Source organism: Neomicrococcus aestuarii (genome assembly GCF_014201135.1).
Taxonomy (GTDB): Bacteria; Actinomycetota; Actinomycetes; order Actinomycetales; family Micrococcaceae; genus Neomicrococcus; species Neomicrococcus aestuarii.
Window position 1 is genome coordinate 198,649 of record NZ_JACHDR010000001.1, and the last position, 24,450, is coordinate 223,098.

At 57.0% G+C, this 24,450-nt stretch carries 24 protein-coding genes; 14 read left to right on the forward strand and 10 right to left on the reverse strand.

Annotated elements, in window-relative coordinates; translation table 11 throughout:
* Nucleotides 1–29 precede the first annotated feature (29 nt).
* From gatC to gatB, 3 genes are read left to right on the forward strand one after another with little or no spacing between them, the layout of a single operon-like run.
* Nucleotides 30–326 (forward strand): Asp-tRNA(Asn)/Glu-tRNA(Gln) amidotransferase subunit GatC, encoded by a 297-nt coding sequence (gene gatC, locus HD598_RS00860; protein ID WP_071893907.1) that lies wholly within the window; start codon nt 30–32, stop codon nt 324–326.
* Nucleotides 316–1,875, forward strand: a complete 1,560-nt coding sequence (gatA, locus tag HD598_RS00865) for an Asp-tRNA(Asn)/Glu-tRNA(Gln) amidotransferase subunit GatA (protein WP_183663097.1) — start codon at nt 316–318, stop codon at nt 1,873–1,875. The genes gatC and gatA overlap by 11 nt, the downstream gene beginning before the upstream one ends.
* The gene (gene gatB / locus HD598_RS00870) at nt 1,876–3,387 is read left to right on the forward strand and encodes an Asp-tRNA(Asn)/Glu-tRNA(Gln) amidotransferase subunit GatB (RefSeq protein ID WP_183663099.1); all 1,512 of its coding nucleotides are present in this window, start codon (nt 1,876–1,878) and stop codon (nt 3,385–3,387) included.
* Nucleotides 3,388–3,460: 73 nt separating this feature from the next.
* Here the strand turns inward: gatB and HD598_RS00875 are convergent, their stop codons facing one another.
* Both HD598_RS00875 and tdh read right to left on the reverse strand, forming a co-directional pair.
* Complete coding sequence (locus HD598_RS00875) at nt 3,461–4,699, reverse strand: glycine C-acetyltransferase (RefSeq protein WP_409366162.1); 1,239 nt, start codon at nt 4,697–4,699, stop codon at nt 3,461–3,463.
* A 2-nt stretch (nt 4,700–4,701) separates the two neighbouring features.
* The gene (gene tdh / locus HD598_RS00880; protein ID WP_183663101.1) at nt 4,702–5,745 is read right to left on the reverse strand and encodes an L-threonine 3-dehydrogenase; all 1,044 of its coding nucleotides are present in this window, start codon (nt 5,743–5,745) and stop codon (nt 4,702–4,704) included.
* Between the two features lie 163 nt (nt 5,746–5,908).
* On the opposite strand from tdh, the gene HD598_RS00885 reads away from it, so the two are divergent.
* Nucleotides 5,909–6,760, forward strand: coding sequence for a hypothetical protein (locus HD598_RS00885; protein WP_183663103.1), 852 nt, complete (start codon nt 5,909–5,911; stop codon nt 6,758–6,760).
* 118 nt (nt 6,761–6,878) lie between these two features.
* On the opposite strand, the gene HD598_RS13810 is transcribed toward HD598_RS00885, so the two are convergent.
* The 4 genes from HD598_RS13810 to HD598_RS00905 all read right to left on the reverse strand — a co-directional run bounded on the left by HD598_RS13810 (nt 6,879) and on the right by HD598_RS00905 (nt 11,259).
* Entirely contained in the window at nt 6,879–7,436 is a 558-nt protein-coding gene (locus tag HD598_RS13810; protein WP_409366163.1) for a polysaccharide pyruvyl transferase family protein, read from the reverse strand.
* A gap of 561 nt (nt 7,437–7,997) precedes the next feature.
* Nucleotides 7,998–8,858, reverse strand: a complete 861-nt coding sequence (locus HD598_RS00895; RefSeq protein WP_183663109.1) for a glycosyltransferase family 32 protein — start codon at nt 8,856–8,858, stop codon at nt 7,998–8,000.
* 379 nt (nt 8,859–9,237) lie between these two features.
* Nucleotides 9,238–10,494 carry a polysaccharide pyruvyl transferase family protein gene (locus HD598_RS00900; RefSeq protein ID WP_183663112.1) on the reverse strand — a complete coding sequence of 419 codons (1,257 nt, stop codon included), beginning with the start codon at nt 10,492–10,494 and terminating at the stop codon, nt 9,238–9,240.
* Nucleotides 10,495–10,560: 66 nt separating this feature from the next.
* Nucleotides 10,561–11,259, reverse strand: a complete 699-nt coding sequence (locus HD598_RS00905; protein WP_183663117.1) for a glycosyltransferase family 2 protein — start codon at nt 11,257–11,259, stop codon at nt 10,561–10,563.
* Between the two features lie 427 nt (nt 11,260–11,686).
* On the opposite strand from HD598_RS00905, the gene HD598_RS00910 reads away from it, so the two are divergent.
* Genes HD598_RS00910 through HD598_RS13820 form a run of 3 tightly spaced genes read left to right on the forward strand, consistent with a single transcriptional unit; the run spans nt 11,687 to nt 12,349 of the window.
* The gene (locus HD598_RS00910; RefSeq protein WP_183663121.1) at nt 11,687–11,869 is read left to right on the forward strand and encodes a glycosyltransferase; all 183 of its coding nucleotides are present in this window, start codon (nt 11,687–11,689) and stop codon (nt 11,867–11,869) included.
* Nucleotides 11,870–11,878: 9 nt separating this feature from the next.
* A complete protein-coding gene (locus tag HD598_RS13815; protein ID WP_183666438.1) occupies nt 11,879–12,016 on the forward strand; it encodes a glycosyltransferase in 138 nt (45 codons plus the stop codon).
* Between the two features lie 39 nt (nt 12,017–12,055).
* On the forward strand, nt 12,056–12,349 hold the full coding sequence (locus HD598_RS13820; protein WP_409366194.1) for a galactosyltransferase-related protein: 294 nt from the start codon (nt 12,056–12,058) through the stop codon (nt 12,347–12,349).
* 243 nt (nt 12,350–12,592) lie between these two features.
* Here HD598_RS13820 and hutH read toward each other — a convergent pair whose 3' ends face one another.
* Both hutH and HD598_RS00930 read right to left on the reverse strand, forming a co-directional pair.
* Nucleotides 12,593–14,122, reverse strand: coding sequence for a histidine ammonia-lyase (gene hutH / locus HD598_RS00925; protein ID WP_183663127.1), 1,530 nt, complete (start codon nt 14,120–14,122; stop codon nt 12,593–12,595).
* Nucleotides 14,123–14,223: 101 nt separating this feature from the next.
* Nucleotides 14,224–15,240: an ABC transporter substrate-binding protein gene (locus HD598_RS00930; RefSeq protein WP_183663131.1), complete on the reverse strand. Its 1,017-nt coding sequence runs from the start codon at nt 15,238–15,240 to the stop codon at nt 14,224–14,226.
* Between the two features lie 167 nt (nt 15,241–15,407).
* Between HD598_RS00930 and HD598_RS00935 the strand changes: the two genes are divergently transcribed.
* The 5 genes from HD598_RS00935 (at nt 15,408) to HD598_RS00955 (ending at nt 21,633) form a co-directional block, all read left to right on the forward strand.
* Nucleotides 15,408–16,061 (forward strand): IclR family transcriptional regulator, encoded by a 654-nt coding sequence (locus tag HD598_RS00935; RefSeq protein WP_232318086.1) that lies wholly within the window; start codon nt 15,408–15,410, stop codon nt 16,059–16,061.
* 95 nt (nt 16,062–16,156) lie between these two features.
* Nucleotides 16,157–17,869: a urocanate hydratase gene (gene hutU / locus HD598_RS00940; protein ID WP_183663134.1), complete on the forward strand. Its 1,713-nt coding sequence runs from the start codon at nt 16,157–16,159 to the stop codon at nt 17,867–17,869.
* The gene (locus tag HD598_RS00945) at nt 17,862–19,157 is read left to right on the forward strand and encodes an allantoate amidohydrolase (RefSeq protein WP_183663138.1); all 1,296 of its coding nucleotides are present in this window, start codon (nt 17,862–17,864) and stop codon (nt 19,155–19,157) included. The genes hutU and HD598_RS00945 overlap by 8 nt, the downstream gene beginning before the upstream one ends.
* A gap of 2 nt (nt 19,158–19,159) precedes the next feature.
* The gene (locus HD598_RS00950) at nt 19,160–20,416 is read left to right on the forward strand and encodes a formimidoylglutamate deiminase (protein WP_183663141.1); all 1,257 of its coding nucleotides are present in this window, start codon (nt 19,160–19,162) and stop codon (nt 20,414–20,416) included.
* Nucleotides 20,413–21,633, forward strand: coding sequence for an amidohydrolase family protein (locus HD598_RS00955; protein ID WP_183663144.1), 1,221 nt, complete (start codon nt 20,413–20,415; stop codon nt 21,631–21,633). The genes HD598_RS00950 and HD598_RS00955 overlap by 4 nt, the downstream gene beginning before the upstream one ends.
* 14 nt (nt 21,634–21,647) lie before the next feature.
* Here HD598_RS00955 and HD598_RS00960 read toward each other — a convergent pair whose 3' ends face one another.
* Complete coding sequence (locus HD598_RS00960; protein WP_183663147.1) at nt 21,648–22,244, reverse strand: isochorismatase family protein; 597 nt, start codon at nt 22,242–22,244, stop codon at nt 21,648–21,650.
* 56 nt (nt 22,245–22,300) lie between these two features.
* Between HD598_RS00960 and tpx the strand changes: the two genes are divergently transcribed.
* Both tpx and HD598_RS00970 read left to right on the forward strand, forming a co-directional pair.
* Entirely contained in the window at nt 22,301–22,798 is a 498-nt protein-coding gene (gene tpx, locus HD598_RS00965; protein ID WP_183663150.1) for a thiol peroxidase, read from the forward strand.
* Nucleotides 22,799–22,824: 26 nt separating this feature from the next.
* Nucleotides 22,825–23,652, forward strand: a complete 828-nt coding sequence (locus HD598_RS00970; protein ID WP_183663152.1) for a CPBP family intramembrane glutamic endopeptidase — start codon at nt 22,825–22,827, stop codon at nt 23,650–23,652.
* 71 nt (nt 23,653–23,723) lie between these two features.
* Here HD598_RS00970 and HD598_RS00975 read toward each other — a convergent pair whose 3' ends face one another.
* Entirely contained in the window at nt 23,724–24,446 is a 723-nt protein-coding gene (locus HD598_RS00975; RefSeq protein ID WP_183663155.1) for a glycosyltransferase family 2 protein, read from the reverse strand.
* Nucleotides 24,447–24,450 lie beyond the last annotated feature (4 nt).

Sequence of the window (24,450 nt, forward strand, 5' to 3'; positions counted from 1 at the left end):
CATCCAACCGTCTCGAAATCGGGAGATTCATGTCTGCCATTAGCCGTGATGACGTAGCCCACTTGGCTCGTCTTGCGCACCTGGAAATGTCCGAAGCTGAGCTGGAAACCATGGCGAGCGAACTTGCTGTCATTGTGGACTCGATCGCCGTAGTCAGCGAAGCCGCTGGCGATGACGTTCCTGCCACAAGCCACCCGATCCCGCTCACGAACGTCTTCCGCGAAGACGTGGTGGGTCAAACGCTGACCCAAGAAGAGGCTTTGCTGAACGCGCCGGATTCTGAAGACGGACGTTTCAAGGTGCCGGCAATTTTGGATGGGGAGTAAGAATTTGGACATCATTCGTATGAGCGCCGCGGAACTTGCCGCGGCCCTGCAGGCTGGAACCGTTACGTCGGTGGAAGCCGTTCAAGCACATCTGGACCGCATTGCTGCGGTTGATCCGGGCGATAACGGCGTGCACGCGTACCTGCACGTCAACGCTGAAGAAGCGCTGGCCGTTGCAGCGGAAGTTGACGCTTTGCGCGCCGCTGGCGAAACCTTGCACCCCTTGGCCGGCGTCCCAATTGCTATTAAGGACCTGATTGTCACGAAGGGTCAGCCCACCACGGCTGGCTCCAAGATGCTTGAGGGCTGGATGTCGCCGTACGACGCCACGGTGATTGAAAAGATTCGCGAGGCGAAGCTTCCGATGCTGGGTAAGACCAACTTGGACGAGTTCGCGATGGGTTCCTCCACCGAGCACTCCGCGTATGGAAATACGCGCAACCCGTGGGATCTGGGACGCATCCCGGGCGGATCCGGCGGCGGTTCGGCAGCAGCAGTTGCTGCCTTCGAAGCACCTCTAGCGCTCGGAACCGATACGGGTGGGTCTATCCGTCAGCCCGGTGCAGTCACCGGCACGGTGGGCTCCAAGCCCACCTACGGCGGAGTATCCCGCTACGGAGCCATCGCCATGGCATCCTCGTTGGACCAAATTGGCCCAGTAACCCGCACCGTTATGGACGCGGCGTTGCTTCATGAGCTCATTGGTGGCCATGATCCTAAGGACTCGACGTCCTTGAACGAGCCAGTTCCAGCCCTCGTTGCAGCAGCCGAGCAAGGTGCTGCGGGGGACTTGAGCGGAATGCGCATCGGTGTGATTCGCGAGCTTCAGGGCGACGGGTATGAGCCTGGCGTTCAGCAGCGTTTCGACGAAGCTCTCGAACTTCTTCGCGGCGCTGGCGCTTCCATTGTTGAAGTGTCCTGCCCTAACCTGCAATACGCACTGGCTGCCTACTACCTGATCATGCCGTCCGAGGTTTCTTCCAACCTCGCGAAGTTCGACGGTGTCCGTTACGGCAAGCGTGTTGTTCCTACCGAGGGACCCGTGACCATCGAGCGCGTCATGGGATCCACCCGTGCAGCGAACTTCGGTGACGAAGTCAAGCGACGTATCATCTTGGGCACCTACGCTCTGTCTGCCGGATACTACGACGCCTACTACGGCTCCGCCCAGAAGGTTCGTACGCTCATCCAGCGCGACTTCGAGGCGGCCTTCGCCGAGGCAGACGTTTTGATTTCTCCAACGTCTCCGACCGTTGCGTTCGAATTCGGCGCTAAGTCGGATGACCCGTTGGCGATGTACTTGAACGACGTTGCCACGATCCCCGCGAACATGGCCGGCATCCCGGGTATCTCCGTTCCTGGCGGTCTGTCCGAAGGATTGCCGGTGGGTATTCAGTTCTTGGCTCCAGCGCACGAGGACGCACGCATGTACCGTGCGGGCGCCGCGTTGGAAGCTCTCTTGGAAAAGCAGTGGGGCGGGCCGTTGCTGGCTCAGGCTCCAGATATTGAAGCTGCCATCGCAGCTGCGGGACAGGGTGAGGTGGCCTAAGTGTCGACGACCGAAGAACTTGTAGATTTCGACGTAGCACTCGAAAAGTATGATCCGGTGCTGGGTTTTGAAGTTCACGTTGAGCTCAACACCAAGACCAAGATGTTCTCTGACGCACCGAATGCCTTCGGCGATGTGCCCAACACGAACGTCACTCCGGTTGATCTTGGCCTGCCGGGCGTCTTGCCCGTAGTCAACAAGACCGCGGTGGAGTACTCGATCCTCATTGGATTGGCCCTGAACTGCAAGATTGCCGAATCCTGCCGTTTCGCGCGCAAGAACTACTTCTACCCGGACACCCCGAAGAACTTCCAGACCTCTCAGTACGATGAACCGATCGCTTACGACGGTTACATCGACATTGAGCTGGAAGACGGCGAAGTGTTCCGCGTGGAAATCGAGCGCGCTCACATGGAAGAAGACGCCGGAAAGCTGACCCACATGGGTGGCAGCACCGGACGCATCCAAGGCGCCGAGTTCTCCTTGGTGGACTACAACCGTGCCGGTGTTCCGCTCGTGGAGATCGTGACGAAGCCAATCGTGGGCGCTGGTAAGCGTGCTCCTGAACTGGCTCGCGCGTACGTCGGTGCCATCCGTGAAATCGTCAAGAACCTCAACGTTTCTGACGCCAAGATGGAACGCGGCAACGTGCGTTGCGATGCCAACGTCTCCTTGATGCTCAAGGGCGCCGACAAGTTCGGCACCCGCTCAGAGACCAAGAACGTGAACTCTTTGCGCGCTGTGGAGCACGCTGTTCACTTCGAGATTGAGCGTCACGCGGCTGTTCTTGAGTCCGGTCAGAAGGTTGTTCAGGAGACCCGTCACTGGCACGAGGACACTCGTACCACCACGTCAGGGCGCCCGAAGTCAGATGCCGACGATTACCGCTACTTCCCGGAACCTGATCTGGTTCCTGTGGTGACCACGCCGGAATGGATCGAAGAGCTTCGTGCTCGTTTGCCGGAACCTCCTGCCGAGCGTCGCAAGCGCTTGAAAGCCGAATGGGGCTACTCGGACGCCGAGTTCCGTGACGTGGTCAACGCCGGAATGACGGACCTGATCACCGACACCATCGCAGCCGGCGCAACCCCAGCGGTTGCTCGTAAGTGGTGGATGGGTGTGGTGTCCGGTCTGGCGAAGACCCAGGATGTTGACGCAGCAGATCTTGGTGTAACGCCTGCAACTATCGTTGAACTTCAGGGGCTGATTGACTCCAAGAAGATCAACGACAAGATCGCCCGTCAGGTTCTCGACTTCGTCTTAGCCGGAGAGGGCACCCCAGCCGAGGTTGTTGAAAAGCGCAACCTCGCTGTGGTGAATGACGACTCCGCATTGGGCGCTGCAATTGATGAAGCGATGGCCCAAATGCCTGACGTGGTCGCCAAGATTCAGTCCGGCAAGGTTCAAGCTATCGGCGCGCTTATCGGCCCTGTCATGAAGGCTACCCGAGGCCAAGCCGACGCTGCTCGCGTGCGCGAGATTGTGCTCGAGAAGCTCGGTGTCGAGGGCTAAATAGACCAGCGATAGTGTCAAGAAAGGCGCGACCTCTTCCAAATTGGAACGGGTCGCGCCTTTCTTGCTGGAATTATCTAGTTTGCTTCAGAAAGCGGTCTTCAACAGCCTGTCTGGCCGTAACAAACGCACGGACGCATTGGTCAATCTCCTGTAGAGAATGTCCGGCAGATAGTTGCACTCGTATCCGTGCCGCGTCTCGCGGCACAACGGGGTAGCTGAAAGCTGTCACGAAGACGCCGAGCTTGAGCATTTCATCGGCAACGGCCGAAGCCTTATGGGCGTCGCCGAACATCACGGGGACGATGGCGTGTTCACCCGGCAAGAGTTCGAATCCTGCCTGTGTCATGGCTGATCGAAAATTCGCGGCAATGCGGAAGAGTTTTTCCCGCAACTCTCCTGATGCTTTGACGATGTTGAGTGCCTCGCGCGTCGCCTGCACAATGGCCGGTGCCAAAGAATTAGAGAAGAGGTAAGGCCGTGCTCGCTGTCGAAGTAGTTCGACAATTTCCGCACGCCCAGACACGTATCCTCCGGATGCGCCGCCTAGAGCTTTGCCGAAGGTTCCCGTGTAGATGTCTACACGCTCGCTCACTCCTAGATGTTCGGGGATTCCGGCACCGGTTGGACCCATGAATCCGACAGCATGAGAATCATCAACCATGACCAATGCCCCGAATTCGTCGGCAAGATCGCAAATTTCGCGAAGGGGTGCGATGAATCCATCCATCGAGAACACGCCGTCCGTGACGATTACCGCTCGACGCGGGCCAGTACCGTCGTTCAGCGTTTGCGCTGCCTCCAACTGTGCCCGTAAATCGGCCATATCTTGGTTTGCATAGCGGAAACGGTTCGCCTTGGACAGGCGAATTCCGTCGATGATGGAGGCGTGGTTAAGTGCATCGGAAATGATGGCATCTTCAGGGCCAAAAAGTGTTTCAAATACTCCGCCGTTCGCGTCAAAGCACGAGGAGAACAAGATGGTTGCTTCGGTACCCAGGAATTCTGAAACCTCGGATTCGAGCGCCAAATGAATGTCTTGTGTTCCGCAGATAAAACGAACTGACGCCATGCCGAAGCCGTGTTCGTCAAGGCCCGCGTGGGCCGCGGCAATCAGGCGGGGATCGTTGGCTAGACCCAAATAGTTGTTGGCGCAAAAGTTCAGTACGGGCGCCGCAGGGGATCCGATGGAGCCGGCCTGGATAGAGGAATCCTGTGGGGAGTCAATATGCCGCTCGATCTTATAGAGGCCAGCTTCCCTGATGCCGAATATTTCCTCGGCGATGCTTGAAATTATTGACTCTTTGCCCACGGTTAGGACCTCCAGTCGATGAGGACTTTTCCGCCTCGACCAGTGGTAGCTGTATCAAAAGCGGTTTCCCATTGGGACGCTGGGAAGACGCCTGTAACAATGCTTGCGATGTTGGTGCGAAGTATGGCGTTGGACTCCAGCATGGCGCTCATGGCGTACCAAGTTTCAAACATCTCACGGCCATAGATGCCCCTGAGTGTCAGCATGTGCGTGACAACCTTTTGCCAGTCGAAGACGGCGGGTTCACTCGGCAATCCAAGGAGGGCGATACGGCCGCCGTGGTTCATGTTCTCGATCATTTCCCGAAGAGCAGTAGAGCGACCGGACATTTCAAGTCCTACGTCAAAGCCTTCAACCATCCTCAATTGTTTCTGAGCTTCCTTAACTCGGTGCTCGGCCACGTTGACTGCAAGGTCCGCGCCCATTTTGCGAGCCAGGGACAAGCGCTCCTCTGAGACATCAGTGATGGCAATCTTTCGGGCACCTGCATGGCGAGCAACGGCCACGGCCATCAGTCCGATGGGGCCGGCACCTGTGATCAGGACGTCCTCTCCTACGAGAGGGAAGGAAAGCGCGGTGTGAACGGCATTCCCGAGTGGATCGAAAATGGCGCCGAGTTCGGGAGTGATGTTCTCATCTCTATGAACCCAGACATTGGCTTCTGGAATCACCACGTATTCGGCAAACGCACCATTGCGCTGGACTCCGACAGAAGAGGTGTTGATGCACATGTGTTTGCGGCCAGCTCGGCAGTTGCGACACATCCCGCACATCACGTGACCTTCTCCTGAAACCCGATCCCCGACCCGAACGTGGGTCGCTAACTCGCCCACCTCCACAACCTCGCCATAAAACTCGTGGCCCGGAATCAGGGGAGTGGCAATCAAGTCTTGAGCTGCGGCGTCGTAGTTAAGGATGTGAATGTCCGTGCCGCAAATGCCGGACGTGTGGACTCTAATTTTGACGTCATGCGGGCCGGTTTGCGGCTCCGGGACGTCAGTCAGCTCTAAGCCGGGTCGCGGCAGAGCTTTGAGAAGGGCTTTCATTCACCTATCCCACCACTCGTAATCGTACGGTGCAAGCTGCATCACAACACGCCGTGATAACGCCGTTTTGATTCTTAGTTGTAACGTTGTTATTCTCATGTTGTGCTTGAGCGTTGCTCGAAGCAACTTACTCACCGTTCACACAATTTTCGAGAAGAATCCCATGACTGAAATCACCACGCGCCCTACTATTTCGCGCCGAAAAATCGCCCAATCAATGGCGTGGACTGTTCCCGTCATTGCCCTCGCTGGAGCGGCGCCTGCAATGGCTGCGTCTCGGCTGAGTGGGTGTGCCACGTTGAAGTGGACAGACACAACACTTTCTGGAACTCAGGGAACGAGCGGAATCCGAACTGGAAGCATCACCCTTCCTGAGGGATCGCTTGTGACCGTTAGGGTGACGCAGCATCGGATCGGCGGGCAGCCGGGCCGCGACATCAACTCGGGAAAAGCCGCGCCGACTTCAATTTATGGTGACTTCAGTGCAACGGCGGCTGGGGCTCAGCAAGCGTGGGCGAACGGCGTTACAAGCAACCAGAGTTCGCTCTACGTGGTTGCAGCAGGAAGCAGTTCGTCAGTGCTCACCTTGAATCAAGGAACGTCAACGTCGGCGAATGGAACCACCCGCGGTCAAGAGACGCTTACGTTCTCCTTTGAGTCAAGTACTGGCAAGGTTCTTACGCCAACATCGATTACCTTCAACGCGTATGACGTGACTAGTCAGCTCACCAATATGAACAATGCCGCCTACTACACGGATTCACTGAGCTTCTCTGGAGCGACGGCAACCTACGGGACGGCGGTAGGAGCCCCGTCTATTTACGAGGCGTTACCAGGAAGCTTGTCATCATTAGGGACGAAAACCTCAACCAGCGCGGGCAATTATATTCCGGTGACGCTTACGCCGACATCCGCTACGCCAATCATCACGTATATCAACGCTAGTACAACTCCACTGGTTCCAAGCAGCAACTACCAATATGTAGGAATTGGTGATCTCAAGGTTTGCTTCTAGGAGCACAAAGTGTCGGCGCGGCGCCTAAACCCCCAGGCGTTGCGCCGATATTCAGTTCAAATGACAAATGCACTGATAGGTGGCTACTAGATCATGTGGTCGGCTCTGACGCGCCCCTTTATCTATAGCGTGCCTTCAACGCGTCACGGGGGAAGGCTTCGATCAAACCGTCGACGAGACTTTCGATTTGGACCGGCTGTTCCCACGAAGCGATAAGGTTGTCAGTCGATCGTATGGCTACGTCGATCGACATTGAACGGGCTTCGATGCCGAAGGCGGAATAGTAGTCATGGAACTTATAACCTGCGCCTTCGACGGCACTACTAATTGGTGTCCAGATATTGGGGACGCCCAATGCGTCTGAGCACACCAATCCGTGGAGACTCGACGAAACGATGAATTGACTCGCAGCAATTTGCACTAAGACCAATCGGGGATCAGCTGCGGGGTCGATAATTTGAATGTCTGGGGATTTTCCTCGGAACTCGTTGAGCTTGTCGGAATATTTTTCGCGAATGTGTGGTATGATACCTACACGATATCGCTTCTGGACTGATTGAAGGCTGGGGTACATTCGACTGACCAGAAGCCCGGGGTCTCCGAGTGGTATAGGCGAATCGCTGAGATGTTGGAGTCGCGCTCGCGTAAGAGCTCCCCGAACAGCGCACGGCGTCACTGCTGTTCCGCTCCAGGCCGGACCATCTTGGATATATCCGGATCCCAGATGTATGGATTTGTCCGATTTCGATACTTCTCGAATGTGTCAAGGACCTAACCAACGGCCGTAAGGTCTGCGCCTGCATAGTGTGCTTCCCTTACTGGCGCGCCCAATACAAAACTAGTGATGAGTGGGCTTAGAGCATCTCCAAAGTTTCGTCCGCTGTAATAACCCAGATGCACAGTTTGATGCCGTAGACCGTGTGGCACTTGGGACTTAGCCAGCATCAATGCACTGCGAATTTTCCATCGTGTCGCAGTAGAAATGGGGAGGCGTCGAGGTCTTATAGATTTAATCCTAGTCGGAGGAGCCAATGTTCCTGATCATGAAGATCCTGGTCGGTCTGGCAACATGATTCCCCGATCGGGGAATCGCGTTTTCGTTGGATTGAGGACTGGGGCATTGGCCGCGCTGACAAGTTCTAACTAACTTTCTGACTACCGATTATAATCTGGCTTGACAGATCAACTCTTCAAAACTGCCAGAAAATCAAGTTGAACTTGCTTGCTGAATATTTGCTTACCTGTGACCCCACAATTGCGGCTTCAAACGGTTATCGATCCGCAGATGAGTGTTGTATTTTAGACAAAGGGGCTCAAACACTTGCGACCCGATTCGTGTCCAAGGAACCGGGTACCCGTCCGTTGTTCCGTATGCGTCCCCTGGAAATTGTTCCAAGAGGTCTTGATAGTAGCTGACCCGCCTGTTCACTTCGTGAAACCAATCGTGAGTCAGCGGAGTGTTCGAACGCACTAGCTTGCCGCTAAATCCAATGAGACGTGAATAATTTCGATGGATATCTCGAGCAAGCTCGCCTGGAAAGTATGTTGCCTCACTAACGCGTGGTAGCCGATAGCCTGCAATCCAAGCATCCGTTTCCTTCTCAAATGCTTCGAATGAATCCCTCCATGGAACTGGATGCTTTTTGATACCGGTAAAGCCCCCACCATGATGATGCATGAGGTATGCGTGGATGTAATCAGATTGGTGGACTGCCGACAATAGTCTGAAGGCTGGGTGTAGGGGCGATCCCTCAACGATGAAAGTATCGAGATTCTGATAAGTAACTAGTTGCACGTCTAAGTCGCTATTCTGCGCCAGGATCGACTCATAACAAGAACGCCTATTATCCGACATTTCCTGTTCCCCGAACCATGCGCACCAAATGCGATGAGGGAACCCGCTCTTCACAGATGGGTCGTGGGTACTAGGGAGTGCCGTGAAATCCAGTGGGTAATTGCTGGCATCAAATTGGAAGTCGACGAACTTGCTCCGCAATCTATACCCGGTGTCGCGAAGCTCTTCTGCCAGGAATTTGGCTTTTTTCTTTCCGAGGAATAATTGATGCTTAATTTTTTTGATATTTGCGATGGCAGTCATAGAAATTAGATCTCCTCAGTGACAATGGGAACGCACTGCATTCGAATTTTAGTGGGTTTTATTAGGACTTGATGTGGAGGGCCCCACCATAAAGCGTAGGCCTGGTAACCACACTTGGGCCATTGTTTAGCGCTTAAAATGCTAGCGGGGTGAGCCGCACTGGTCTTTTGTGAGTTGCTCTGTGCCGTAGCACAGGAAGCTGAAACGCCTGAGAGACAAGAACAAATTCGAGGAACCGAACTTTCGACGGTGGCGATGATCATGCGGTAGCGAATGAGCCACAATGGTCTAGCTGAAGAAATGAACGTGAGTCTTCGTGGACCGTATGAGCACCTGAGGACAGCGATAACATTCCATAGTTGTCAGAACCAGCAAACATTTATGAACCGGACCGCTTCTGGTGCGCACGAAGTCGTCTAACGGCTGACTTAGACGTGTCGAACGGCGCCCGAGCGGCGTATTGCCAGTATATAAGGCGACGTTGAGAAGCTACTGCATTGCGGGCCGACGCCCAAGTCTTGATGGAGACTTCTAATTCCTTGACCATTCCCATGGATCGTTGTTTCAATTTTTCCGAATCTATTCGTGCGGACGAAATAGTTCCAAGAGACAAGGACTGCTGGACTGCGTCTGCAAGCTTTCTCGCCGAAACCCCGGCCGGCATGGTCGGATCCCAGTCGGCAGAATAGATTTCGGTCTTTGGTCTTTGCAAGCTCACCCGCGGAACATTGTAGGACGCCGCAACAATGCGCACGTGCAGGGAATGACCAATCACCAGCCGTGACTCAGCGATCAGTTGCACAATTTGTCGGGGATGACGGTCATGCGAGACAAGAACATCGATCCCTTCCAAGGCTGCCCGCATGCGTTCTGCGATGATGCTTAAGTTTTCAAGGCTGTCATGACCCGGCGAAACGCCAGCAGCGAACAAGATTACAGTGCGCAATCCGTGTGCTGCAGCCACTCGCGCAGCTTCAATCAGCCCAAGCGTGGTGGTTTCGAACCCTTGTTCATGGATGAACTCATCGGAGATCTGAACGGCCACTTGATCTTTCGCGGCCTTACCCAACTCTGGCCATGCCAATGAAATAGCATGTATCGTATCTGGAGCGAGGCTCGCGCGAACTCCCCATTTGTGAGCTAATGCTAGCGATGGACGGTCGCGGACCGTGATTCCTTGGGAGCCTTTTAGCGCCTGATGTAGACGACGGCCGTGGGGAATTCTTAAGCTACCAGACGGCCAGATTCCCACGGAGCTCGCAAACACAGGAGTATCTCTGTTGAGCTTAGAATTTCGCACTTCGGGTACATATGGCAGGCCGGAGGGGTCAATACTGGCAATTTCCGGAACCCCGTTCATCAGCTGGGCTGCGCGTGCCATGGAGATCGGAACGGAAGCTCCTCCGGCCAGTACGAGTGCATCAAATCTCGTTGCTAACAAAGAGCTATCAAAATCTTTAATCGACAATCCCAAGAGCGCTTCTGTGTCGGCTGGAAATCTACTCAAGAGCCGAACCTGCAGGTCGTTTCCCCACGCGTCATTGAGTAACATCGGATACAGTAAGTCGCCGAAGTTGTCACGCTCAAATGCGCCCGTGAGCCCAATAATCAAGGGCAAATCAGTCTTAAGGATCATGCTACACAGTATAGGTGCGCAACTATGTATGAATCTAAGTAAATTATCGAAATGCGATTAGAAACTTTAGCTCCGGACTCTATCCAAATACTCCACGGCCCGATGCCACCAACGGGTTCGATAGAGAGGAAGCAGGACGTGCCGAGCTATTCGCAGAGACTCTTCTCGAGTCGCACTAAATTCAGGCGAACCGGAAGTGACGCTCATTTCAGTCTCAAATTTCGTATTCACCAAAACAGCGTTTGGCCTTCGTTGCATTAGAAATAGCCAGTCGTCACCGCCCCAGATTTTCATCTGCTCAGGAATTTCCCAGTAATCGGTTCGTCTCAGGGCCATGAACGTCCCGTATCGACCTTTGAAGCTGCGAAATGGCGCAATGCGATGTCCAATCTTTCCTTGCTTAGGGTATCCAAAACAGCTTTCTGCCGGACCAGCCATGGAAAAACGACCTCGATGTAGGATTCGAGCACACTCATCAAATACTTCGGGACCGAAAAGCACATCGTCGTTAACGATTGCTAAGAATTCCGATTTGGCCTCGCGTGCACCAAGGTTCCAGGCCGGGTTCACGAAGATATTCTCGGTTTGTTGTAGGACTCTCATTTTCGGAGATGACCAATCAAGCGGTATAGGCGCATTGTTAATAACAAGGACTTCTTCTACAAGTGGATGACTTGCACTTCGCTCAACAACCTCGCGCAGAAGATGGGACCTTTGTAGCGTGGGAATGACTACTGAGAACTTTCCCGCAAACTGACTGCTCATAATTCCATCCTATTTGCGGCTCCATCAATGCCACACATCACCGTAATATTCAGCGGTGAAACCGCGGGAAGGATTCCGGCAGGGATTTTCGTGTTTGCGACAAAAGCGGCGGAGTTGAAACTATGTCTAATCTCAGAAACGCGAATCACGATGCTACTACCCAGGGGATTGTTCGAAGTACTGTCCGGTCCAGTTTAGTTGCCTCGGTGCCAATTCGATCGAATCAGGTCGGTATCTGGTCAACGTCTGCACTTTGAACTTATCTTCGGCTCATACTTCAAATCATTCTCTGGCTACTGCTCAGGTTACGCGTGAAATACACGAGTACATACGTAAGTGCTCATTGGTTCAGGTAAATGTGATTACGGTAATTTGAATCTAAACGGACAAATTTAGCTATAGATGCATCAATAGCGAGCTGAAAGGTGTGAGCGCTGACAATATTAACATTTCCGTTGTCATTCCGGCCCGCCATGCTGCAGGTACGCTGGGCGCGCAACTGCGTGCGCTTCCTAGGCAGAAGGTAACAGTCATCTGGGAAGTGATTGTGGTCAGCAATAATTCCACAGGTAGAACGCAACAATTGGTTTCAGCCTGGGTACGACATTAGCCAGTTCCTCTGCGCGTCGTTGAGGCGAACGAAAAGCGTGGCTCTGCGTACGTGCGTAACGCTGGCGTGACTAAGGCGAAGGGTGATGTGATTGCTTTCTGCGACGCGGACGACCAAGTGGGAGTCGGCTGGCTACAAGCGGCCTGAGATGCGCTGAACTTGGATTTGGACTTCGTTACCGGCTTCGTGCACGGATATTCGGCTCAACCCTCGGTTGCAGAGTACACACAAGTAATCCGGGAAACGAACACAGCGAAAATTCCAGTTCCAAATTGCAACTGCGCCTTTATCAGGGAGGCTTTTCTGTATATCGGCGGTTTCGATGAGTCCTTCGCCAAGTATGGACGTGAAGATAGCGAACTTTCTATTAGAGCTCGGCTTGCTGGCCTTCGAATAATCTTCTACCCTCCCATGCAGGTGAAGTTCTCACCGACAGAAAAGACATTGGTGCTCTCTCGAAAATTATTGCAATCCGGATAGGCCGACGTCCGCAGGTGGGCGAGACATCCCGAAGTTTTCCCAGGCTAAATGAATCTGTCTCTGGTAACTCATCAATTTACGAGCTGGGTTACTGGAGCCGTGAAAAACCCGGCTCTGATAAAGAATCGACAATACGTTCGACAAGGGCTCACGAGCTTCGGAAACCTCGTCGGCGTTCTCAAAGGAAAACGAAATGGCTGGGGGAGCCCAGAACTCATTCCCCCAGCCGACCGCAAATAGTCACTACCGCGCCAGCAGTGCCCCGCTCTTCACCAGCTGCGTAACGGCTTCAATCTCTGGCGAGATGTAGCGGTCTGGACCTGGTCCTTCCACTACGGATCGCACAATGCGGCGAGTGGCGGTGATGGACGGCGAAGATTGCGAAGAGTCAAGGCCTCCGTCGCGCATATCCAAACCACGAGCAGCCGTCAGAATCTCGATGGCCAGGACGCGCTCGGCGCCATCGATCGCCTTGCGGAGTTTGAGTCCCGCGGCCCAACCCATGGACACATGGTCTTCCTGCATCGCGGAAGATGGGATGGAATCAACAGACGCAGGCACGGCGAGGCGCTTGAGTTCAGAGACGATTCCAGCTGCGGTGTACTGGGCGATCATGTGACCGGAGTCCACTCCTGGATCGTCGGCAAGGAATGGGTTCAGCCCATGGGAGCGGGCCTTATCCAAGAAGCGGTCCGTGCGGCGCTCGGACATGGACGCGAGGTCAGCAACGGCGATGGCCAAAAAGTCCAACACATATCCAACAGGAGCGCCGTGGAAGTTGCCGTTGGACTCCACGCGGCCGTCGGTGGTGACTACTGGGTTGTCGATTGCGGAACCGAATTCTGCGGTCGCCACGGACTGTGCGTGCGCCAATGTGGAGCGCACGGCTCCGTGAACTTGAGGCGCGCATCGTAAGGAATACGCATCCTGAACGCGCGTAAATGAGTGTTCGCCGTTCTTGACGGACTCGATCAAGGCAGAGCCTGCCAGGTGACCGGTGATGGCGGCGGCTGATTCGGCCTGCCCAAACTGTGGGCGCAAGGCGTGCAGATCGGCGGCGAAAACCGCGTCCGTTCCCAAGAGGCCTTCAACGCTCATGGCCGCAGCTAAGTCTGCAATGGCAATGAGTCGCTCAATGTCAATGGAGGCCATCGCAAGCATGCCGAGCATGCCGTCCGTGCCGTTGATGAGGGCCAAGCCCTCCTTCTCGGCAAGTTCAACAGGTTCAATACCTGCGGCAGCCAAAGCCTCGGCGGCTGGCATCGATACGCCCGAAGCGTCCCGCACGGTTCCTTCACCCATGACAGCCAGGGCGCAGTGTGACAAGGGCGCCAGGTCGCCGGAACAACCCAGCGATCCATACTCGCCGACCACGGGCGTGATTCCGGCGTTCAACAGCGCCGCGTACGTCTCTGCAACCACCGGACGCACACCGGTTCGGCCTGTCACCATGGTGTGCAAACGATTCAGCATGAGACCGCGAATCACCTCGCGGTCCACTTCAGCACCGCTCGACGCCGCATGCGAACGAATCAACGAACGCTGCAACTGCGCGCGCATCGGAACCGGAATATGGACGGTTGCAAGGGCGCCGAAACCAGTGGAAACGCCATAGTGAGGACGCTCGTCATTGATCAAAGCATCGATCACCGCGCGCGACTGCTCCATCGACGCGAGAGCCTCCGGAGAGAGCTCAATCGGTCGATTCTCGCGCGCAACCTGCTGCAGTTCGAGAGCGGTCAGCGGCGCGGGGGAGATCAGTAGCGTTTCCATAATTCTTTCGTTCGGAAGGCGAGTGCAGCGCGACGCTGCGGGAGGAGTGGGGGTGAGCTGCGGCGTCGTACCGCTAAATAGTACGACGCCGCCTGCTTGCGTTAGCTTTCAGCTAGCAGTCCGCTGATGTCGGGTGCCTGGGAAATGACCCCGAACTCTTGGGCCGCAGCCGCGAGGGTGGTCAGGGCCTCTTGATTGACCTTTTCGTTCCACTTGGACATGACAACCTTCTCGGCGAGCTCGGGGGTGAGCTTCGCGTAATCCTGAATGATTTCGCGGAAGGCATCCTCGTTGGCGTTCGCATACGCGAAGGCCTCGGTGAGTGCCGCGCGGAACATACCGATCACGTCGGCCTTTTCCGTGAGGGTCTGCTCCGAAGTGAAGAAGAACGCGGAATCGAAGTTCTCCGCCATGTCCGTCATGGGGCTCGCTACAACCTTGCCGCCGGCTTCAAGAATCTGAGTGCGGAAAGGCTCGGTGGTCCAGGCTGCATCCACGTCACCGCGGTCAAGGGCGGCTGGCATCTGCGGGTAGGGGAGCTCCACGAAGCTGAGCTTCGACGGATCGCCGCCTGCCTTCTTGACCGAGCTGCGGATGGTGATCTCAGCGAAGTTGTTGAGCGCGTTGACGGCGATCTTCTTGCCTTCAAGATCCTTGGGGGCAGTGATTCCGGCGGCAGGCTTCGCGGCCACCTCGGTGACATCCGCGCCAGGCTTGTTCGTGGAACTCGAACCGTTGTGGATGACCTTGATGGGCAAGCCCTTGTCCTTGGCGATGAGCAAGGACACCACGTTGGAGTAGCCAATCACGTAGTCGCCCGTGGTGACTGCCGGAAGGATGGCTGCGCCACTTTCCGCGATCTGGATGTCCAGTTCAAGGCCGTGCTTTTCGAAGAAGCCTTGCTTCTGTCCCAAGTAGATGGGAGCCACGTCGGTGATCGGCAGGACGCCGATGGTGATCTTGGTGAGCGTTCCGCCAGCGCCGGAGCTGGAGCTAGCGCCGCTGCTGGACGCGGATGGAGAGCCTTGACCGCAAGCTGAGAGCGCAAGCGCTCCTGCTGCTGAGAGGGCGATGGCGCCGAAAGTGCGGCGTGTAACTGCTGAGTTGAGCGAGTTCATGAGGTCCTCTCCTGATGACGTGTTTCACACCATAAAATGTGTGTGTCACTAAATGACACCCTATTCAAAAGCTCCCGTCAAGCATTTTTTGAAAAACTCTTGCCGCACAGTGAAATTCGTGTTTTATTAGATGCAATGAATCACCGGTGATGACAGCAGGAGGAAACGTGGCAGAAGAAAAGGCAGACGCCACCACCCGGGCGGCAGATCGAGTACTTGATCTGTTGCGAGTGGTCTGTGAATCTTCGGACGGAATTCGCTTAGCGGATGCCGCCAAAGCCACGGAACTTTCGGCGTCAACGGCCTTGCGATTGCTCCGCACTCTCGAGGCTAAAGGATTTGTCACCCGCCGGGAAGAGAAGGGCGAATATCGCCCAGGCTTCCGGATGGTGCAACTCGGCGTTTCCGCACTGAGCCACGAGTCCCTCGTGGAAACCTGCCGGCCCATCATGCGGGACGTCGTAGCTTCCACCGGCGAATCCTGCTACCTCTCCATTCGGGCGGATGCAGAAACCGGGCTCTACCTTGCGATTGAAGAGGGCACGCAATCGGTCCGCCACATCAACTGGGTAGGACGACGTTTCCCCTTAGCCGGTGCGGCCTCCGGGGAGGTTCTCAGGAACGAAATTCCTGCCAACGAATACGCCATGGAGTCCAACTTTGTGGAAGAAGACGTCACCGCCATCGCAGCTCCAGTAGTAATCGGAGGCGCCGTCGTAGCCTCCCTCTCCGTAGTAGCCCCTAGCTACCGCACCAACAAGACCACCGCGAAACTCCATGGCGAAGCGCTGGTGCGAGCCGCGGCCTCACTGAATTCCTAGCTTTACCTGATCCAAAGTTCCACCCCGGCGATCTCGCCAGGCAGTTTTCCTCTATTTCCGCTCCTACGCTGAGCTCCTTGATTGAAAGGCCCACCATGGCACGTCATCAGTCCTTTACACAGCACGATCCGTCCCGCGAGATCCGCTCACCGCGCGGCACCGAGCTTTCCGCCAAGTCCTGGCAGACCGAGGCGCCGATGCGCATGCTGATGAATAACCTTGACCCCGAGGTTGCCGAGCGCCCCGAGGACCTTGTGGTCTACGGCGGAACCGGTCGTGCAGCGCGTTCTTGGGAATCCTTCGACGCGATCATCGCTTCCCTCAAAGACCTGGAAGCGGACGAGACCCTCTTGGTGCAGTCCGGAAAGCCCGTGGGTATCTTCCGCACCAACGAGTGGGCTCCTCGCGTGCTGATCGCGAACTCCAACCTGGTGGGCGACTGGGCGAACTGGGAGTACTTCCGCAAGCTCGAGGCCGATGAGCTCATGATGTACGGCCAAATGACGGCCGGTTCGTGGATTTATATCGGTACGCAGGGCATCCTCCAAGGCACCTACGAGACCTTCGCCGCCATTGGCCGCAAGCGCTACAACGGAACGCTGGCCGGAACGCTGACCTTGACCGGTGGTTGCGGTGGCATGGGCGGCGCGCAGCCGCTTGCGGTCACCTTGAACGGTGGCGCGGTGTTGATTGTTGACGTGTCGGAGGAGAGATTACGACGACGCCTGTCCAAGCGTTACCTCGACGACGTTGAGTTGGATCTCGATGCCGCTCTTGAAAAAGTCATGAGCGCTAAGGCCGAAAAGCGCGCCCTCTCCGTGGGCTACGTGGGCAACGCAGCCGAAGTCTTCCCGGAGCTCTTGCGCCGCCAACAGGCCGGTGAAATCGCGATCGATATCGTCACCGATCAGACCTCGGCACACGATCCGCTGTCCTACCTGCCAGTGGAATTCACCATTGACCAGTGGGACGCCGAAGCAAAGGCCGATCCCGTGGGATTCACCAAGAAGGCTCAAGCAGCCATGGCACGCCACGTAGAAGCGATGGTGGGATTCCAGGAAATTGGTGCCGAAGTCTTCGATTACGGAAACTCCATCCGCGACGAAGCCCGCAAGGGTGGACTCGAAAACGCCTTCTCTTTCCCCGGATTCGTGCCGGCCTACATCCGCCCGTTGTTCTGCGAAGGACTCGGCCCGTTCCGTTGGGTTGCGCTGTCCGGAGACCCAGAGGATATCCGCGTCACGGACGAAGCCATCAAGGAACTCTTCCCAGAGAACAAGCACTTGCACCGTTGGATCGACGCCGCGAGCGAGTTCGTTGAATTCGAAGGCCTCCCGGCACGCATCTGCTGGCTCGGCTACGGCGAACGCGACAAGGCCGGCTTGCTCTTCAACCAGCTTGTTGCCGAAGGCAAGGTCAAGGCGCCGATTGTGATCGGCCGCGACCACTTGGACTCCGGCTCCGTGGCATCTCCATACCGCGAAACCGAAGCCATGGCAGATGGTTCAGACGCGATTGCCGACTGGCCACTTCTGAACGCCCTGACCGCAGCCTCCTCCGGTGCCACGTGGGTCTCGATCCACCACGGCGGCGGTGTAGGCATTGGACGTTCCATCCACGCAGGCCAGGTATCCGTTGCAGACGGCACCGAGCTTGCCGCAGCCAAGCTCAAGGCCTTGTTGACCAACGATCCAGGCATGGGCGTAATCCGCCACGTGGACGCCGGCTACAACCGAGCCGTTGATGTTGCCCGCGAACGCGGCGTCAAGGTTCCCATGATCGATAACCGAGTAGCCACGGATGACTAAGAACGTCGCCCAGCTCATGGGCGATCTCGAATCCATCGGCCGCGATCCGCTTCGCGGCGGTTACTCGCGGCCGGGATTCGGGACCCACGAGCTCAGGCTGCTCGAGTGGTTCGTGGCCGAGGCTGAGTCTCGGGGACTCGACATCGAACGCGACCGCAACGGCATCACGTGGGCCTGGTGGGACCTGCCGGAATCAGCCGCCAGTTCTGCCGCAGACTCCGATGACAAGCCGAACCGTGCCCACGCGATCGCTACCGGATCTCATCTGGATTCGGTACCGGGTGGTGGCGCCTTCGACGGGCCGCTGGGCGTCGCGTCAGCGCTCGCCAGTCTGGATCAGCTGCAAGAACAAGAGCGAAACGGGACCTTACGTCGCACTAAGCCCCTGGTCATCGCTGTCTTCCCGGAGGAAGAGGGATCCCGTTTCGGTGTCGCATGCCTCGGCTCGCGGCTCATCACAGGTGCTATCACGCCACAGCGCGCGCTAGCACTCACTGACCGGGACGGCAGCTCATTTGCGGACGCTGCTCGTGCCGTGGGATTGAACCCAGAGCACATGGGTGCCGACCCCGCACGCCTTTCTGGACTCGATGCATTCCTTGAGTTGCATGTTGAGCAGGGCAAGTTCCTCGGTAAGGATCCCCTGGGGCCGGCCGTCGCCGTCGCAAGCTCGATCCTGGGCCATGGACGCTGGCGCTTCAGCTTCGCAGGGCAGGGCAACCACGCCGGCACCACGCTCATGGCGGACCGTCACGATCCCATGATCGCCGCAGCAGCATTCGTGGTGGCCGTGCGGGACGAGGTTTCTGCCGAGTCTGGGGCGCGCGGAACTGTGGGCCGACTCGAACCGATCCCGGGTGGCACGAACGTGGTCGCATCTCGCGTGGATGTGTGGCTGGATGTTAGGCATCCGGATGATGTCGTGACCGCTGGTCTGGTGGAGCGGTTGCATCACCGTGCGACGGCTCTCGCTGCTGCTGAGGGTTGCACCGTAACGATGTCCGAGGAATCGATGACGGGAACGGTGAACTTCGACGGCGAATTAGCGCGCGGACTACTCAATTCCGTGGAGCGCGTAGCCCCGGGTGCGCAGTTACTTCCCTCCGGTGCAGGGCACGACGCCGGAATTCTTGCGTCCGCCGTTCCCACCGGCATGATCTTCACACGCAACCCGACGGGCATCTCCCATGCCCCTGAAGAATACGTGGAAGACGCCGACGCCCAGCACGGCGTGAAAGCACTGACCCTTGCTTTGGCTGATCTACTGACCGAGGAACCACAGAACTGACCATGTCTTCTTCATCCCGATTAGTTCAAGTACCAGGATTGGTGAACGCCCACTCGCACGCGTTCCACCGCGTTCTGCGTGGGCGAACTCATGAGCGTAGCGAAACCAGCGTCACTTACTCAACGGATAACTTCTGGACGTGGCGCACCCAAATGTACGCGGCGGCGTCGTATTTAAGCCCGGAAGCCTACGAGCAACTCGCAACCGCCGTTTTCGCCGAAATGGTGACGTGCGGGTGGACCGCGGTGGGGGAGTTCCACTACGTGCACCGTGGGCAGACCGCCGGGACGCTGAGCGAACCGCTTGCGATGGAACGCGCGCTCATCAACGCCGCGGTCGCTGCCGGAATTCGACTCACGCTCCTGGACACGTGCTACCTGCAAGGCGGACTGTCCGCGGCAGGTGAAGCGATTCCGCTCAACGAAGTGCAGTCGCGGTTCTCGGACGGCAGCGCTGAGGGGTGGCTGAAACGGTGGAATGCGCTTCACGACGTGATAGCCGAGATCAACTCGCCGCTGGTGACTCTTGGGGCCGCCGTACACTCGGTGCGGGCAGTGCCGAAGATCGAACTTGAACGGATCGGTGCTGAACTGCCTGCCGGCACGGTGTTGCACGCGCACGTATCCGAGCAACCCGCCGAGAACGAAGCCTGCCTCGCGGCCTACGGCGTGACGCCTACCGAGCTGTTGTCCTTTTCTGGCCTGTTAGGGCCCAACTTCAGTGCCGTGCATGCAACGCACCTGACGCCCCATGACATTGAGCTACTCGGTTCGAGCGGCTCAACCATCGTCATGTGTCCTTCTACCGAAGCGGATCTTGCGGACGGAATTGGTCCTGCACGCGCGCTCGCGGATGCCGGAGCAACCATCGCTCTCGGAACGGATCAGCACGCGTCGATCGATCCGTATTTGGAGATGCGCGCCCTTGAACACGGGGAACGTTTGTCTACCGGTCAGCGGGGCCGATTCCAACCTGCCGAGCTTTTAGACGCTGCTGTTTCTGGTGGCGCACGGAGCCTTGGACTGGCTAGCCCTGCCACGGATTCCACCGACCTCGATGACTACCTCATGGTGGATTGCGAATCGATGCGCACGTTCGGATCGCGCGTCTCTCAGCTTCCACTGACGGCCACCGCCGCCGACGTGCAGCAAGTGGTTATCAACCAACGCGTGGTCGCGGAAAATGGTGTCCACGCCCAACTCGGTAGCGTTGAAGAACTCTACTGCGCCTTCATGGCCGAACACCCGGAGTTTCAATGAGCCTGCTCATCACCAACATCGCTGAACTACGCACCATCGACTCCGAAGACACCGTTATACGCGATGCGGCCCTCGTTGTTGAGGGAGAACGAATTGCGTGGGTAGGCGCGGCCGCTGACGCACCGGCTGCCGACGATATCGTTGACGCCGGAGGCAGAACCGTACTACCTGGCTGGGTGGATTCGCACTCGCACATGGTGTTCGCCGGGGACCGCTCGGCAGAATTCGAAGCGCGCATGGCGGGGGAGAAGTACGCCGCCGGTGGCATTCGCGGCACCACCGAAGCCACCCGCGCGGTGGGCGATTACGATCTCACGCGTTTGTTGTTGGGCCGTTGTGCGGAAGCCGCTGCTGGCGGAACCACCACGCTGGAAACCAAGACCGGCTACGGCCTGACCGTGGATGAAGAAGCCCGCCACGCGCGCCTCGCCTCTACCATCGCGGACACCGTCACCTACCTAGGAGCGCACGTGGTCCCCGCAGGATGGGACGCCGACGAGTACACGCGCCTCGTAACCGGCCCGATGCTTGATGCCGTTAGGCCGTACGTGGAATGGATCGATGTCTTCTGCGAAACCGGTGCGTTCAATCGCGAGCAATCATTAGCGGTGCTCGAAGCAGGCAAGGCAGCGGGACTAGGTCTTCGCGTCCACGGAAATCAGCTGGGCGAAGGCCCCGGTGTCCGCCTTGCCGTGGAGCTCGGCGCCGCGAGCGTGGATCACGTCAACCACTTGAGCGCTCATGACTTTGCCGCGCTCGCAGATTCATGGAGCGGCTACTCTGTTTCGGACGCTTCAAACCCGACTTCTCCAGCCGCGTCCGTGCGGGGAACTGTCGCAACCGTTCTTCCGGCCTGCGACCTCTCCACTCGAGAACCGCTGGCTCCAGCACGGGAACTTTTGGACGCCGGGGTAGTGGTGGCCATTGCAAGTAACTGCAATCCCGGTACGAGCTTCACGTCATCGGTGAATTACTGCGTGACCACGGCTGTTTTGCAGATGCGTCTCACCGTGGCCGAAGCTCTTCGTGCGGCAACGCATTCGGGCGCAATCGCACTCGGAGTCGAGCGCGAGACCGGCTCCATTGAAGTAGGAAAGTTCGCCGACCTGCATGTCCTCAACGCGCCCTCAGCGGTGCACTTGGCCTACCGGCCAGGCATGCCATTGACCTACCAAACGTGGAAGCGCGGGCAGATGGTCCACGGACCGCGTGCATAGGCGAGTCCCTGAAATTAGGCCGAACGCTTAACGTTCACGCCCGCAGCACCGAACCCGCGCGCGAGTAGCTTGGCAGAATCTTCGGCGGACACGCCTGCTACGAGATCCTCAAGAACTGTCACAGCGTTGAACTTAGGCTCCGCGCTCGCGGCAAGATCGAACGCAGTGGCGCGCACGCAATGATCCGTAGCGATGCCCACAACGTCAATCTCGGTCACCCCAAAATCGGCGAGCACCACCGCTAGCGTCAGCGGATTACCGGGCTCCGTACCAGCGGGAACGGCCCACATAGCCGAGTAGCCGTCGTCGTACTGACCCTTGTGAAAATGGCGCAAAGGCACCTCCATAAGCCGCAGCGCCTTCTTCAATGGTTCTACCAATTCGGCGCCGGGAGTACCCGCAACGCAATGCACCGGCCAGCGCGTGAAATGCTCCCCGGGCTCAATATGCCAGTCCTGACTGGTAGCGATCACCGCGTACTCGTCAGCACGGTTCGCTAGGAAATCGGCGATCCCACCCGCTGCCGCATTTCCACCGGTTACGCCCAACGCGCCGCCTTCGACGAAGTCATTCTGGACATCCACAATCACAAGTGCCTTAGTTGCCGTCATTTCATCATCCTGCCACTTCTCAGCGCGCACGTCAGGAGTCGTGGTAGTAAAGAGGTATGGCTACAGTTAAATTCCGCGGAACACCCGCAAACACCGTTGGCGACCTCCCTACCGTTGGCGAGAACTCACCCACCTTTGAACTAACCGGCGCCGACCTCGGCACCATCTCCTCCGAAGACCTCCGCGGCAAGCGCGTGGTTCTCAACATCTTCCCGTCCATCGACACCGGCGTCTGCGCCGCCTCGGTGCGTAAGTTCAACGAGATCGCCGCTGGCCTCGAGAACACCACCGTGGTCACCGTCTCCGAAGACCTTCCCTTCGCTTTGGGCCGCTTCTGTGGTGCTGAAGGTATTGAGAACGTTGTGCCTACGTCCTCGTTCCGCTCGTCGTTCGGTGAAGACTTCGGTGTGACGCTCGTGGACACCGCAATGGAGGGACTCTTGTCCCGCTCCGTCGTGGTCCTTGATGAAGACGGCAAGGTCATTCACTCTGAGCTGGTTCCCCAGATTTCCTCAGAACCTGATTACGACGCCGCCCTCGCAGCTCTGAGCTAAGTCCTGCGTTGCGTTTGACTGACCCCATGCATCCACGTGTTTCTTCCGAGGATGTGTGGGGTTTGTCGTCTCTTGCAGGGCCCTCCTCGGAGGGTTCTTCGCGGGCACTGCTAAGGCGAGTACTGATCTGGGAAATTCTGATTGTCCTGGCGCTCTCGCTGGGCAAATCCGGCGTGTATGCCGTCGTGAATCTTCTTGATAAAGCCACACGGGCGCCGTTGGGCTCTCAGACCACGTCGCTGAATAATTCTTTGAACAGCCGCGAGATCTTTGATCTGACCTACCAGATCTTAGATATCTTCTTCACCCTGGTGCCTGTGGTGCTGGTGCTGTTCTTGCTGTTTATGTCCCTGAGAGTGTCGCCGTTCCGCTTGCTGGGGTTCGATTTTGCACACTGGAAGCTTGACTTGTTGTGGGGCTTCTTGTTATTTCTGACGATGGGGTTGGGAACTCTTGGCGTCTATGCCGCCGGACGGGCATTGGGTGTTACCACCGCGATTGTCCCTTCTGCTTTGGACGAGTATTGGTGGACCGTTCCGGTTCTCTTGCTCTCCGCTGGTCGTCATGCGGTACTTGAAGAAGTGGTGATTGTTGGCTGGTTCTTTGACCGGCTGCGCCGTTTGGCGTGGGGGCCCGTAGCCGTCATTCTGGTGAGCGCGCTGGTTCGCGGTTCCTACCACCTATACCAAGGGATAGGGCCGTTCGTTGGCAACTTCGCGATGGGGCTGGTGTTTGGCGCGTTCTACCTGAAGTACCGCCGCGTGATGCCGCTCGTCTATGCGCACTTCTTGCTCGATGCCGTCGGGTTCGTCGGCTTCGCACTGCTTGGCCCGGCGATCGGGTTTGGGACGTAGACCTGGGTCTCGCGGGGTATGTGATTGTTCGGTGATGGCTCCGTGGGACAAAGACGGCCCACCCTAACTGGCTATTTGCCCAAGCTAGCCCTAAATCTGCGAAGAGATCCTACGATCCGCGTCGGGCGGTGCCACCATTTCTTGCCGACGATTGATCCTAGATGATGATTGGTAATTCGAAGTTCTTCCATCCGCATCCGTTGGAATTCGGGTGAACCGCTTGTAATGCTCATATCTGTCTCGAATTTGGTATTTCGAAGAACTGCGTTGGGACGACTTTGGGAGAGGAATAGCCAATCGTCGCCGCCCCAAATCTTCATGGGGTCAGGAACGGGAACGTATGCATTTCGTCGCATTGCCATGAATGTGCCAAAACCAATCGCCACATGCTCATACGTCGCCAAACGGTGCGTTATCTTAGCCGTCGACTTCTGATTGATGATGGAACCGTCGATTCCGATCATCCCATATAGGCCTCTGTCTAAGATCTTGGCGCAGTAGTCGAAAATTTCGTCATCAAAGCGAACATCGTCGTTGACAATAGCAAGGTACTTTCCTTGCGCTTCTCTTGCGCCCAAGTTCCAGGCGGGGTTCACGAAAATGTTCTCGTCCTGTTGTAAGACGCGTACTTTGGGCGACTCCCAGAACAATGGCGTCGATGAGTTGTTAATAACTAGAATCTCAAGAACTAGTGGATGCTTAGCGCACTGATTCACTATCGCGCGCAGATCTCCAGAGCGTTGCAAAGTCGGGATAATGACAGAAAAGACTTCTAAGCCCACGCTATTATTCACATTT

What these genes read in the sequence shown, in the direction of transcription:
- HD598_RS00955 (WP_183663144.1), top strand. Translation starts at nt 20,413, where the DNA reads ATGAGCCTGCTCATCACCAACATCGCTGAACTACGCACCATCGACTCC.
- HD598_RS00895 (WP_183663109.1), bottom strand. Translation starts at nt 8,858, where the DNA reads ATGACTGCCATCGCAAATATCAAAAAAATTAAGCATCAATTATTCCTC.
- HD598_RS00905 (WP_183663117.1), bottom strand. Translation starts at nt 11,259, where the DNA reads ATGAGCAGTCAGTTTGCGGGAAAGTTCTCAGTAGTCATTCCCACGCTA.
- HD598_RS00900 (WP_183663112.1), bottom strand. Translation starts at nt 10,494, where the DNA reads ATGATCCTTAAGACTGATTTGCCCTTGATTATTGGGCTCACGGGCGCA.
- gatC (WP_071893907.1), top strand. Translation starts at nt 30, where the DNA reads ATGTCTGCCATTAGCCGTGATGACGTAGCCCACTTGGCTCGTCTTGCG.
- gatA (WP_183663097.1), top strand. Translation starts at nt 316, where the DNA reads ATGGGGAGTAAGAATTTGGACATCATTCGTATGAGCGCCGCGGAACTT.
- HD598_RS00945 (WP_183663138.1), top strand. Translation starts at nt 17,862, where the DNA reads ATGACTAAGAACGTCGCCCAGCTCATGGGCGATCTCGAATCCATCGGC.
- HD598_RS00970 (WP_183663152.1), top strand. Translation starts at nt 22,825, where the DNA reads ATGCATCCACGTGTTTCTTCCGAGGATGTGTGGGGTTTGTCGTCTCTT.
- HD598_RS00950 (WP_183663141.1), top strand. Translation starts at nt 19,160, where the DNA reads ATGTCTTCTTCATCCCGATTAGTTCAAGTACCAGGATTGGTGAACGCC.
- tpx (WP_183663150.1), top strand. Translation starts at nt 22,301, where the DNA reads ATGGCTACAGTTAAATTCCGCGGAACACCCGCAAACACCGTTGGCGAC.
- HD598_RS00930 (WP_183663131.1), bottom strand. Translation starts at nt 15,240, where the DNA reads ATGAACTCGCTCAACTCAGCAGTTACACGCCGCACTTTCGGCGCCATC.
- HD598_RS00960 (WP_183663147.1), bottom strand. Translation starts at nt 22,244, where the DNA reads ATGACGGCAACTAAGGCACTTGTGATTGTGGATGTCCAGAATGACTTC.
- tdh (WP_183663101.1), bottom strand. Translation starts at nt 5,745, where the DNA reads ATGAAAGCCCTTCTCAAAGCTCTGCCGCGACCCGGCTTAGAGCTGACT.
- hutH (WP_183663127.1), bottom strand. Translation starts at nt 14,122, where the DNA reads ATGGAAACGCTACTGATCTCCCCCGCGCCGCTGACCGCTCTCGAACTG.
- HD598_RS00885 (WP_183663103.1), top strand. Translation starts at nt 5,909, where the DNA reads ATGACTGAAATCACCACGCGCCCTACTATTTCGCGCCGAAAAATCGCC.
- hutU (WP_183663134.1), top strand. Translation starts at nt 16,157, where the DNA reads ATGGCACGTCATCAGTCCTTTACACAGCACGATCCGTCCCGCGAGATC.